Raw genomic sequence first — 11,622 nt, 5'->3', positions numbered from 1 at the left:
GCCTGCGCCAGGTGCGCGGCGTTGATGCGGTAGATGATCTCGAGGTGCCGCGGCAGCAGCCGCTCGAAAATCTCGACCGGCCAGGTCTCCAGCGCCTCGGGCAGCAGCGTGTGGTTGGTGTAGGAGAGCGTGGCGACCGTGATCTTCCAGGCCTCGTCCCAACGGAAATTGTGCAGATCGACCAGGATGCGCATCAGCTCGGCGACGGCCAGCGAGGGATGGGTGTCGTTGAGCTGCAGTGCGGCTTTCTGCGCCAGGCTGCGCAATTGCCCGTCGGCCCCGAGGTGTCGCTGGACCAGATCCTGCAGCGAGGCGGAGACGAAGAAATATTCCTGCCGCAGCCTCAGTTCGCGTCCGGCGGCGCTCTCGTCGTTTGGGTAGAGGAATTTGCAGATCGCCTCCGCGCGCGACTCTTCGGCGCTGGCGCCAAGATAGTCGCCGGTGTTGAACACATCGAGCTTGAGCGGATCGGGCGAGCGGGCCGACCACAGCCGCAGCGCATTGACGTGCTGGCCGCGCCAACCGACGATCGGCGTGTCGTAGGCGACCGCCTGCACGGTTTCGGCCGGATGCCAGATCGCAACGTCCCGGCCCTTGTCATCGACATGCTCGACGCCGCCGCCGAAATGGACGTGATAGACCACCTCGGGCCGCTGGAATTCCCAGGGGTTTCCGAAGTTGAGCCAGACGTCCGGATATTCCTGCTGCCAGCCGTCGACGATGACCTGGCGGAACAGGCCGAAATCGTAGCGGATGCCGTAGCCCATTGCGGGAATGGCCAAGCTGGCCATGCTGTCCATGAAGCAGGCCGCGAGCCGCCCGAGGCCGCCATTGCCGAGCGCTGCGTCCGGCTCGCATTTGCGCAGCTCCCACAGGCCGACGCCGAGGTCGCCGAGCGCGGTCTCGAACACTTTGATGAGCCCCATGTTGTTCAGCGCATCGGTGAACAGGCGGCCGATCAGGAATTCGAGTGAGAGATAGTAGACCCGCTTGCGGCCGGCGTCGTAGCTCTCCTTCTCCGCCGTCAGCCAGCGATGGACGATGCGGTCGCGTAGCGCCAGCGCCGTCGCATGATACCAGTCCTGGCGCGTGGCCATGCCCGCTTCCTTGCCGATGGCGAGCCGCAGCTTTGCGAGAATGGCACCCTTGATCTCCGCGACCGCCAGCTCATCGACGGGCTGGCCGGGCGCGGGCAGATGGAACGATGGTTCAGGCAACTTTCAGTCCCCGCGACATTGACGTTCTGACGATGATACGCGCCCTGTGCTCCCTCAGGAACCCGCTGGCCTCGTTCCATCCGGTGCAATCTGTGCATTTTTTTATGCAAGGATTGGACCGATTCTACCACTTCGTTCACGCCCGTAAGACTCCCGTTGCCTGTGTTCGGTGCTAGACTGGCTGCTGTAGCGACATGGAATCGGAGACTGCGCCATGAGACTGCTGATCGAGATTATCGCTGCCGTGCTCCTGGTGTGCTGCATCACCGCGACCTCGGCCGCGTTCGCCGCCGAGCGGACCGGTCGCAGTGCGGACGGATTGAGCTGCGCCTACAGCGTGCCGGAAAACGCCACGCCGGCCGCCCGCTGCGCCGCGATCAAGCGGCAGTGCGGCGGCAAATTCTGGGCGAGCGCCTGCAGCGGCTATTTGCTGTCGTCGGGTTGAGCGGGTGCAGGGTGGGCAAAGCGAAGCGTGCCCACCTTCGCACGGTGTGCCGGGATCGCGTGGGCACGGCGCAAGCGCGCCTTCGCCCACCCTACCGTATCCGGGGGCCAAACCGTGACGACGCTCATGTGTAGGACGCGAAACGCGCCGCGGGAATGTCGCTTCGCGTTTTCAGAATGCGACCCATGCTCCGTCGTCATCACCCGCGAAAGGCGGGTGATCCAGTACGCCGCGGCCTCTCGGCTCAAGCACTGCCGTCTCTGGAATACTGGATCGCCCGGTCAAGCCGGGCGATGACACCGAAGTTTGTACGGGGACTACACCGAGATCGGGGCGCGACGATACATCTCGATGCAAGGGCGAGGTACGCAAAGCGCAGCCACTCGCAGCCGCTAATTCAACACCCGCTTGATGTCGGGGCTGTCGAGCGAAAAGGTCGGCACCTCGATCTCGAACCGCTCGCCGCTCTCGCTGACCATCTGGTAGCGGCCGGCCATGAAGCCGGAAGCGGTCGAGAGCGGCACGCCGGAGGTGTATTCAAAACGCTCGCCCGGCGCCAGCACCGGCTGCTCGCCGACCACGCCCTCGCCGCGGATGTGCTGCTGGTGGCCCGAGGCGTCGGTGATGATCCAGTAGCGCTCGCGGAGCTGCACCGTCTCGTCGGACGAGTTGGTGATGACGATGGTATAGGACCAGAAATACTTGCTCTGTTCGGCCGACGACCGCTCCGGAAGGAAATTCGGCTCGACGGTAACCTCGATCTGGCGGGTGACGGCGCGGTACATGGCGGTATCATAGCCAAACTTTGTCCGGGAACCAATCGGGCGAAGGGTTCTCGAGGGATTCGAAAAAAGATACCGAACGTCGCGGTCGCGACACAGTTCCAGATCGAAGTCCGCCGAACCTGCAAAATCGGCGCGCTCGCCCCTCGAAACGTCGCACCGGCGGGAGCATATGTGCTGCAAACGATCCGACAGCGTGTGGCGGAAGCCTCGCACAGCTTGCCGGAGGGTGGGCTTCGGTTTGAACCGTCGTCCCTCTCTAGGTTATTGTCGGTGCGTGATGTTTCGCGAAAACCGGTTCCGGCCGCGGTCGTGTCTGATTTCCGAACCCCGGTGCCCGAGGGGCGCCTCTCGATGGTGACTGATGATATCCATTGCCGATCCCGTTGCTGAAATTCCCATCGCAGGTGCCGCCGAGGCGAGCGCGCCGATGCGGGAGACGGCGGCCATCGCGGCGGCGCCGGCGATCGCCCGTCCGGCCGCTGCCGAGCGCGAACTGCGGCTCGACCTGTTCCGCGGACTCGCGCTGTGGCTGATCTTCATCGACCATCTGCCGACCAGCCTTTTGACCTGGTTCACGCTACGCAATTATGGCTTTTCCGACGCCACCGAAATCTTCATCTTCATCTCCGGCTACACCGCGGCGTTCGTCTACGGCCGCGCCATGCGCGATGCCGGCGTCGTCGTGGCGACCGCGCGCATCCTGCGCCGGGTCTGGCAGATCTATGTCGCCCACGTCTTCCTGTTCACGATCTTCCTCGCCGAGATCTCCTATGTGGCGACCTCGTTCGAGAACCCGCTCTACAGCGAAGAAATGGGAATCATGGATTTCCTGAAGCAGCCGGACGTCACCATCGTCCAGGCGATGCTGCTGCGCTTCCGTCCCGTGAACATGGATGTGCTGCCGCTCTACATCGTGCTGATGCTGTTTCTGCCGCTGATCCTGTGGCTGATGCGCTGGAAGGCGGACCTCACGCTGGCGCTGTCGGTTGCGCTCTATGCGGTGACCTGGGAATACGACCTCTATCTGTCGGCCTATCCGAACGGGGTGTGGGCGTTCAACCCGTTTGCCTGGCAGCTGTTGTTCGTGTTCGGCGCCTGGTGCTCCCTGGGCGGCGCCAAGCGGATGGCGAAGGTGTTGGCCTCGCCGGTGACCCTGTGGATCTGCATCGCCTATCTGTTCGCGTCATTCTGCGTGACCATGACCTGGTATTTCCCGCAGCTCGGCCATGTGGTGCCGCGCCGCATCGAGCAGTGGATGTACCCGATCGACAAGACCGATCTCGACGTGCTGCGCTTTGCGCATTTTTTGGCGCTGGCGGCGGTGACCGTGCGCTTCCTGCGCAACGACTGGCCGGGCCTCAGCTCGCCCTGGCTGCGGCCGCTGATCCTGTGCGGGCAGCATTCCCTCGAGATTTTCTGCCTCGGCGTCTTCCTGGCCTTCGCCGGCCACTTCATCCTGGCCGAGGTCTCCGGCGGCCCGGCGCTGCATGCGCTGATCAGTCTCACCGGCATCCTGATCATGTGGGGGATGGCGGCGCTGATTTCATGGTACAAACACGCGGCCGACAAAGACGCCAAGAAAGGCAAGCCCGGCAACGCCGATCTGGCGGGAGGGGGGTGATGAGGTCCGTCTCATTGTTCATGGGACTGACAATGACGCTGGCTGTGGCTGCCGGATTGTGGGCGGCCCCGCCCGCGCGCGCCGAAGAGGCCCAAGCCCAAACTCAAGCCGTCTGCGACGTTCCGGAGTCCCTGCTGCAAAGCGAAAGCGCGCTGCCGAAAGTCGCGGATATCATCAAAGGCGGCCGGCCCCTGGACATTCTGGTGATCGGCAGCCGGTCCTCGAGCATCGGCGCATCCGAGGACTTTGCCTATCCGGCCCGCCTCCAGGCGGCGCTGCGGGAGCAGCTGCCGTCCGCGATGGCGGTGAATGTGTCCGTAGAACTCCAGGCGAGGAAGTCGGCCGACGAGGTGGTCAAGGACCTGCCCGCGCTGCTGGCAGCCAAGAGGCCTGCTTTGGTCATATGGCAAACCGGTACCGTCGATGCTATGCGCTCGGTCGATCCCGACGACTTTCGCGGCGCGGTCGACGACGGCATTGCTGCGATGCGAAGCGCGGGGGCCGACGTGGTGTTAATGAATCTGCAGTATAGCCCGCGAACCGAGACGATGATCTCGGTGCCACCTTACCTCGACAACATGCGTGCGGTGGCGCAGGAGCACGACGTTCCCCTGTTCGACCGCTTCGCCATCATGCGCCAGTGGAATGACAATGGTGACTTCGACCTGTTCAACTCCTCGCATGGCATCGAGCTTGCCAAGCGCGTCCATGACTGCATCGGCCGCGCGTTGTCGAAATTCGTGATCGGCGCTGCGCATCCCGCCCCGCAGCAGCAGAACTAGGATCGTGCGGTTCATGATGTTATCGAGTTGTCATCGCCCTTTTCGTTCCGCCACAGCGCTGGCCTGGGCCCTGGCGGCGAGCCTATTGCTGATGTCGCCCGCACGTGCGCAGGGCGCGCAGACCGCCTTGGTTTCTCGCCCCGATAATTCCAGCGCGTCTCAGCCCGCAGCGACGGCACCGAGTGCGGGCAATGCAGCCAACGCCAATCAGCAAAACGCTCCGGCGCAGGACAATGCGGCCACGCAACAGAAGGGCCTTGCGACGCGGGCGATCGAAAAGGTGAAGCAGGCGGCGAAGTCGGCTTCCGACATCCTCAATCGCGTGCCCTGCCTGCCGCCGAAGGGCGAAGTGCGCACCATGGGCACGCTGCCGCATGTCGCGAACAAGCTGATCTCGGGCCGGCCCGTGGTGATCGTTGCGTTCGGCTCGTCGTCGACGCAGGGCTATGGCTCGAGCGCGCCCGAGTTCACCTATCCGAACCGGCTGGCGGCGCAGCTGCGCCGGCAATATGCGAGCGCCGATATCACCGTCGTCAATCGCGGCGTCGGCGGCGAGGATGCGCCGGAAATGATGAAGCGGCTGCAGAGCGTGATCGACCTGCATCCTGATCTCGTGATCTGGCAGGTCGGCACCAATGCGGTGCTGCGCAATCTCGACCCCGACGAAACCGCGCGAATGGTGGAGGACGGCATCTCGCTGATCCAGGCCGCCGGCAGCGACGTCGTGCTGGTCGATCCGCAATATTCGCCGCGCGTGACTGAGCATCCGGAGAGCGCGGGGCGGATGGTGCGGCTGCTCGGAAAAGTCGCGCAGCTGCGGCACATCGGCATTTTCCCGCGCTTCCAGGTGATGCGCGAGTGGCACGAGCGGCAGGCGATCCCGATCAACGAGTTCGTCATCGCCGACGGCCTGCACATGAACGACTGGGGCTATGCCTGCTTCGCGCAGCTTCTGGGCGATGACATCATCAAGTCGGTCGGCCAGATCAAGCTCGGCGTCAACGTGCCGTCGAACGTTTTGACCTACCGGCCGATGTGATGGCCTCTGCTGCCGTCCCCGCGAATTCCGCTGTCGTCCCCGCGAAAGCGGGGACCCATAACCCCAGGCAGGAGTTTTGGCCAAGCTGACACGACGAGTCATCGCAACAACTGCCGCCTGTGGTTATGGATCCCCGCTTGCGCGGGGACGACAGCAGAGGATGTGGCGGCACATGCGCCTACGACTACGCCTGCTCCAGCGCAGCGTACAGGTCGTCGACGAGATCATCGGGATGCTCCAGCCCGGCAGAGAACCGGATAAAACCTTCGCTGATGCCGAGCTCGGCGCGCGCTTCCGGCTTGAGCCGCTGGTGCGTCGTCGTCGCCGGATGGGTGACGAGGCTCTTGGCGTCGCCGAGATTGTTGGAGATGCGCGCGAGCCTCAGCGCATTGAGCACGCGAAAGGCCGCTTCCTTGCCGCCCGCAACCTCGAAGCCGACCAGCGTCGAGCCGGCGCGCATCTGCTTCTTCACCGTGGCGGCCTGCGGATGGTCGTCGCGCCCCGGATAGATCAGCCGCGAAATCTTCGGGTGTTTTGCGAGCGCGTCCGCCACCCGCGCCGCGTTGTCGGTCTGCGCGCGCACGCGCACGCTGAGCGTCTCCAGCCCCTTCAGCAGCACCCACGCGTTGAACGGCGACAGCGACGGGCCGGTCTGGCGCATGAAGTTATGCAGATGCTCGGCGATGAACGCCTCCGACGACAGGATCATGCCGCCGAGGCAGCGGCCCTGGCCGTCAATGTGTTTGGTCGCGGAATAGACCACGACGTCGGCGCCGAGGGCCAGCGGGCTCTGCCAGAGCGGGGTCGCGAACACATTGTCGACGATCAGCCGCGCGCCGGCGCGGTGCGCGATCTCGGCGATCGCGCCGATATCGAGCACGTCGAGCGTCGGATTGGTCGGGCTTTCCAGAAAACAGCTCTTGGTGTTCGGCCGCATCGCGCGCTGCCATTGATCGAGATCGAGCCCGTCGACCAGCGTCGAGGCGATGCCATAGCGCGGCAACAGATCCTCGATGACGTAGCGGCAGGAGCCGAACATCGCCTTGGAGGCCACCACATGGTCGCCGGCTTTCAGCGGCGCCAGCACCGCCGTGGTCACCGCGGCCATGCCGGTCGCGGTGGACCGGCCGGCCTCGGCGCCTTCCAGCTCGATCATGCGGCGCTCGAACATCGCGATGGTCGGGTTGGAATAGCGCGAATAGATGTAGCCGGGGTCCTCGCCCTTGAAGCGCGCCTCGCACTGCTCGGAGCTGTCGTAGACGTAGCCCTGGGTGAGGAAGAGCGCTTCCGAGGTCTCGCCGAACTCGGAGCGCAACGTGCCGGAATGGACCAGTCTTGTTTCGGGGCGGTAGCGCGTGTTGGATGCGGCGGACGCCGGGGACTTCGACATGTGACCTCCATCGTGGCCGGAAAAACGGCCACAAAAAACCGGCCTGGAACGTTTCGCAGGCCGGGATCACATTCGTCCCCGGCCTGTTTAGCGATTTATTTAACGTGGCTGCAAGCCGGCCGGCTCAAATCACCACGGGATAAGTCATGCTCTTATTCGCAGCCGACCTTTTCGTCAAGCCGTGCATCGGATAACCGATTAAAAGCCGTGTCTTCAGGCTCAAAAGGGGGCGGAGGCTCTAGGGACAGCAAAATTGTCGTTCTCGCTGCAAGGTGACGCCAATGGCATTCTGCCCGACCGCATGATCGCGGCGATGGCGGATTCCGGCCTGATCCTGCCGGCCTATTCCTTTGTCGAAAGCCAGATCCAGCCGGCGAGCCTCGACCTTCGCCTCGGCGACGTCGCCTATCGCGTGCGCGCGAGTTTTCTGCCAGGGCCGGGCGCCACCGTAGCCGAGCGCATCGACGAATTGAAGCTGCACGAGATCAGCCTCGCCGACGGCGCGGTGCTGGAGACCAACTGCGTCTATATCGTGCCGCTGCTCGAAAGCCTGGCGCTGCCGCCGGAGATCATCGCCTCCGCGAATCCAAAAAGCTCGACCGGGCGGCTCGACGTGTTTACACGCGTGATTGCAGACGGGACACGCCGCTTCGACATGATCGGCGCCGGTTATCACGGTCCGCTCTATGCCGAGATCAGCCCAAAAACCTTTCCGGTGCTTTTGCGCGAGGGATCGCGGCTGTCGCAGGTGCGCTTCCGCACCGGCGATGCCGTGCTCGATGCCGACGATCTGGAGGCGCTGCATAAGCGCGAGCGCCTGGTCGACCGCGACGACGCAGACCTCAATGGCGGGCTTGCGCTGTCGGTCGATCTGTCCGGCGAAAAGACAAAGGGCTCTGTCGGCTACCGCGCCAAGCGCCATACCGGCGTAGTCGATATCGACCGCCGCGCTGGCTATGCGGTGGAAGAGTTCTGGGAGGCGATCCCGGCGCGTCCGGACGGGAGCCTGATCCTGGATCCCGGTGAGTTTTATATTCTTGCTTCCAAGGAAGCCGTGCAGGTGCCGCCGGACTATGCCGCTGAAATGGTGCCGTTCGATCCGCTGGTCGGCGAGTTTCGCGTGCACTATGCTGGCTTCTTCGATCCCGGCTTCGGCTATGCCGGTGCCGGCGGCGAAGGGGCGCGCGCGGTCCTCGAAGTGCGCTCGCGCGAGGTGCCGTTCATTCTCGAACACGGCCAGATTGTCGGCCGCCTGGTCTATGAAAAGATGCTGGCGCGGCCGCAATCGCTGTACGGCCAGCGTATCGGCTCCAACTACCAGGCGCAGGGCCTGAAACTCTCCAAACATTTTCGGGTGTGATGCCGCTCAGCAGGAAGAGGGGATTCCAGTTCGTCTGTGCAGGCATGCTCGTCGCTGGCCTCGGGACTGACGCGTCGGCCGAACCAAAGCTGTTCGAGAGCAGCGAGGTGACGCCGGCGGGCGAATACACGAAAGGCATTGAAGGACCTGCAGTCGACGCCGATGGCAACCTCTACGTCGTCAATTTTGGCAGGCCCGGCACGATCGGCAAGCTCGCTGCCGGAGCCGCGCAGTCGCAAAAGGCTTTTGACCTGCCCGCGGGCAGCATCGGCAGCGCGATCCGCATCGACGCGGCGGGGACGATGTTCATCGCCGACTACAAGAAGCACAACGTCTTTGCGGTGAAAGATGGCGGCCTCGTGCCAGAGGTCTATTTTCATTCCGATCTGATGAACCAGCCGAACGACATCACGCTGGCGCGTGACGGCACGATCTACGCGAGCGATCCAACTTTCAAGGGTCGGCGAGGCCAGATCTGGCGCATTGCAAAATCTGCGAACGGATCGGTGCAAGGTACGGTCATGACAGCGTCGAGGCCGATGGGCACGACGAACGGCATCGATCTCAGTCCGGACGGCGCGACGCTCTATGTCGGTGAATCGAACACCGGCGAAGTCTGGGCCTATCGCCTCAACGGCGCGGAACTCGCCGCCGCGCGGCTGGTCCGCGCCTTCGAGCCCGATACGATCGACGGCATTCGGACCGATGTTGCAGGGCGCCTGCTGATCGCGCGGATCAGGAAAGGAGCGATCGCGGTCGTCGCGCCTGATGGCTCGCTGCAGCGTGAGATCATCATGCGCGGCGAGGAGCCGACCAACCTCGCCTTTGGCGGTGCCGACGGCAGGACCGTTTTCGTCACCCAGCGTCAAGGCGGCTTTGTCGAAGCATTTCAAACTGACCAGGAGGGGCGCGAACACTGTCTGCAGACGCGCAGTTGCTAACGCACGCAAATCGAACCTCGCGCAACTCAGCGGCGAACTCGGGAGCGAAGTGCGGATTTCGTTGAAGATTAGAATTCTTAAAATTCTAATCTGGTTCGGCAGGCGGTCCGACGTTCGCAATTGCGGCCATTTATTGCTGCAGCGGAGCTTGCCTGGTCCGGTGCAGCGCGCCGATGACATCTGCACGCCACTTTTCTGAGATCAGTCGGGCTCCGGAACCCGTTTGCTCGAAAGTTGGTGTGATGCTGCAGAGGACTGATTCGATCCGGTGGGACAATCCGGGGCCGCGGGACACCGATGTTCTTTCGCTGGCGGCGACATTCGCCTCGCTTCGCGCGCTCGTCCTGCGTCAGTACCCGCTGATGCTGTTTGTTCTGGTGTCCTGCATTGCGCTGGCGGGTGGGTATTTCGCCACGGCGCCCGCAAAATACTCAGGCATGGCCGAGCTGATCGTCGACAGCCGGAAATCGCAACAAGTGCAGCAGCAGTCTCCGCTTGGCGTCGAAGTGCCACTGGACTCAGCGACGGTCGACAGCCAGGTCGAGATCCTGAAATCGGACAACGTGGCGCTCGCCGTCATCAGGGATCTTCACCTGATCGATGATGTGGAATTCACCGGGCCGCCCGGCGGACCGCTGGGCAAGGCCATTGCCTTTGTCTCCGATCTGCTGCTGCCGGCAGGGGGGAAGTCGGAATCCGAACTGACACGCAAGGCGCTGGAGCGGTTTCAGGACCGGCTCGACGTCAAGCGCCGCGGCGTGAGCTACGTCATCGAGGTCAGTTTCGAATCGGTCAGTCCGCAGCGCGCGGCCCAGGTCGCCAATGCGATCGCAGGCGCCTACGTGTCCGATTCCCTGAAGGCGAAGTCGCAGGCCTCCCGCGTGGCAGCGGGCTGGCTGCAGGATCGCATGAAGGAGCTCCGCGCGCAGGCGTCGGTGGCCGAGCGGGAAGTCGCCGATTTCAAGGCCAAGAACAACATCGTCGATACCGGCGGCCGCCTGCTGAGCGAACAGCGGATGGCCGAGCTCAACAGTGCGTTGACGATCGCCCGCACGCAGCGCGAAGAAGCCGAAGCGCGCGCGGGTCGGGTCAGCAAGATCCTGGCGGGCGACGACAAGGATATCTTGGCCAACGACCAGGCGACCGTGGCCGATTCGCTGCGCAACGACGTGATCACGCATCTGAGACAGCAATATTTCGATCTGGCGACGCGGCAGGCCGAGTGGTCCAGTCGATACGGACCGGACCACAAGGCCGTGGTGCTGCTGAACGAACAGATGCGCGAGATTCGCAAGGGGGTTCGCGACGAACTGCGCCGCATCGCCGAGACCTACAAGAGCGACCTGGAGATTGCCAAGGCCAAGGAGGCATCGGCCCAGAAAATTCTTGACGAGACGATCGCGCAATCGAACGACACCGGTCAGGCGCAGATCGCGCTTCGGGATCTGGACAGCGACGCGCAAAGCTCGCGCGCATTGGCTGACAACTTCCTGCAGCTCTACATGGTCTCCATGCAGCAGCAGTCGTTTCCCGGAACGGAAGCAAGATTGATCACGCAGGCGCTGGTCCCGCTCAACCGCAGCAAGCCAAAGCTGTGGCTCGTCGCGCTGATCGGCGTGTTCGGCGGGGGGGTGCTGGCATTTGCGGCGGGATTGCTGAGAGACAGTCTCGACCGCGCCTTCCGGACCGGCCGCCAGATCGAAAGCCTGCTCGGCGTGAGCTGTATCGCGGCGGTTCAGCGCGTCGGTGGCGCTGCCACCGAATCGGTCAGGGCGACAAGGCGTGCTGCGCTGCCGAACCTGTCCGCAAGCTCCGATGCGACCTCGCTGGTGCCATCGGATCCGGACGGCCGACGACCCTCATCGCGCAGTGGAAACGTTATTCGATACCGGACTGCCTTGCAGGGCTACGTGGTCAATTTCCCGTTCACGCGCTTCACCGAGGCCATGCGCACCATCAAGATGGCGGCGGACCTGAACGAGCTCGGCACCCCCCACAAGATCGTCGGCGTCACGTCCTCGCTGCCGAACGAGGGCAAGTCG

At 63.8% G+C, this 11,622-nt stretch carries 10 protein-coding genes and 1 riboswitch; of the genes, 7 read left to right on the top strand and 3 right to left on the bottom strand.

The window, feature by feature from the left end:
- On the bottom strand, window positions 1–1,217 hold a 1,217-nt coding region (locus JOZ76_RS27250; protein WP_291703930.1), incomplete at its 3' end, for a glycogen/starch/alpha-glucan phosphorylase.
- A 214-nt stretch (window positions 1,218–1,431) separates the two neighbouring features.
- Between JOZ76_RS27250 and JOZ76_RS27245 the strand changes: the two genes are divergently transcribed.
- Complete coding sequence (locus tag JOZ76_RS27245) at window positions 1,432–1,662, top strand: hypothetical protein (RefSeq protein WP_291703928.1); 231 nt, start codon at window positions 1,432–1,434, stop codon at window positions 1,660–1,662.
- 392 nt (window positions 1,663–2,054) lie between these two features.
- Here the strand turns inward: JOZ76_RS27245 and apaG are convergent, their stop codons facing one another.
- Complete coding sequence (gene apaG, locus JOZ76_RS27240) at window positions 2,055–2,447, bottom strand: Co2+/Mg2+ efflux protein ApaG (RefSeq protein ID WP_291703926.1); 393 nt, start codon at window positions 2,445–2,447, stop codon at window positions 2,055–2,057.
- Between the two features lie 361 nt (window positions 2,448–2,808).
- Here apaG and JOZ76_RS27235 point away from each other — a divergent pair, with 361 nt between their 5' ends.
- The 3 genes from JOZ76_RS27235 to JOZ76_RS27225 all read left to right on the top strand — a co-directional run bounded on the left by JOZ76_RS27235 (window position 2,809) and on the right by JOZ76_RS27225 (window position 5,889).
- Window positions 2,809–4,068, top strand: coding sequence for an OpgC domain-containing protein (locus JOZ76_RS27235; RefSeq protein ID WP_291703924.1), 1,260 nt, complete (start codon window positions 2,809–2,811; stop codon window positions 4,066–4,068).
- Complete coding sequence (locus JOZ76_RS27230; protein WP_441300111.1) at window positions 4,068–4,850, top strand: SGNH/GDSL hydrolase family protein; 783 nt, start codon at window positions 4,068–4,070, stop codon at window positions 4,848–4,850. The genes JOZ76_RS27235 and JOZ76_RS27230 overlap by 1 nt, the downstream gene beginning before the upstream one ends.
- Window positions 4,851–4,941: 91 nt before the next feature.
- On the top strand, window positions 4,942–5,889 hold the full coding sequence (locus tag JOZ76_RS27225; RefSeq protein ID WP_366938633.1) for an SGNH/GDSL hydrolase family protein: 948 nt from the start codon (window positions 4,942–4,944) through the stop codon (window positions 5,887–5,889).
- 184 nt (window positions 5,890–6,073) lie between these two features.
- Here the strand turns inward: JOZ76_RS27225 and JOZ76_RS27220 are convergent, their stop codons facing one another.
- A complete protein-coding gene (locus JOZ76_RS27220; protein WP_291703921.1) occupies window positions 6,074–7,279 on the bottom strand; it encodes an O-succinylhomoserine sulfhydrylase in 1,206 nt (401 codons plus the stop codon).
- Window positions 7,280–7,345: 66 nt separating this feature from the next.
- A riboswitch (SAM riboswitch) is annotated at window positions 7,346–7,425 on the bottom strand.
- A 107-nt stretch (window positions 7,426–7,532) separates the two neighbouring features.
- Here JOZ76_RS27220 and JOZ76_RS27215 point away from each other — a divergent pair.
- The 3 genes from JOZ76_RS27215 to JOZ76_RS27205 form a co-directional block, all read left to right on the top strand.
- A complete protein-coding gene (locus tag JOZ76_RS27215; RefSeq protein WP_291703919.1) occupies window positions 7,533–8,639 on the top strand; it encodes a 2'-deoxycytidine 5'-triphosphate deaminase in 1,107 nt (368 codons plus the stop codon).
- Window positions 8,640–8,683: 44 nt separating this feature from the next.
- On the top strand, window positions 8,684–9,580 hold the full coding sequence (locus JOZ76_RS27210) for an SMP-30/gluconolactonase/LRE family protein (RefSeq protein WP_291703917.1): 897 nt from the start codon (window positions 8,684–8,686) through the stop codon (window positions 9,578–9,580).
- Window positions 9,581–9,822: 242 nt separating this feature from the next.
- Window positions 9,823–11,622, top strand: a 1,800-nt coding sequence (locus tag JOZ76_RS27205) for a GumC family protein (RefSeq protein ID WP_291703915.1), incomplete at its 3' end; no start/stop codon positions are given.

This window comes from Bradyrhizobium sp., assembly GCF_019244115.1.
Taxonomy (GTDB): Bacteria; Pseudomonadota; Alphaproteobacteria; order Rhizobiales; family Xanthobacteraceae; genus Bradyrhizobium.
The sequence above is the reverse complement of the archived record's forward strand: the minus strand, read 5'-3'. Positions and strand labels throughout refer to the sequence as shown.

Coding starts and splice junctions, on each gene's coding strand:
- JOZ76_RS27245 (WP_291703928.1), top strand. CDS start 1,432: ATGAGACTGCTGATCGAGATTATCGCTGCCGTGCTCCTGGTGTGCTGC.
- JOZ76_RS27210 (WP_291703917.1), top strand. CDS start 8,684: ATGCTCGTCGCTGGCCTCGGGACTGACGCGTCGGCCGAACCAAAGCTG.
- JOZ76_RS27220 (WP_291703921.1), bottom strand. CDS start 7,279: ATGTCGAAGTCCCCGGCGTCCGCCGCATCCAACACGCGCTACCGCCCC.
- apaG (WP_291703926.1), bottom strand. CDS start 2,447: ATGTACCGCGCCGTCACCCGCCAGATCGAGGTTACCGTCGAGCCGAAT.
- JOZ76_RS27230 (WP_441300111.1), top strand. CDS start 4,068: ATGAGGTCCGTCTCATTGTTCATGGGACTGACAATGACGCTGGCTGTG.
- JOZ76_RS27225 (WP_366938633.1), top strand. CDS start 4,942: ATGTCGCCCGCACGTGCGCAGGGCGCGCAGACCGCCTTGGTTTCTCGC.
- JOZ76_RS27235 (WP_291703924.1), top strand. CDS start 2,809: ATGATATCCATTGCCGATCCCGTTGCTGAAATTCCCATCGCAGGTGCC.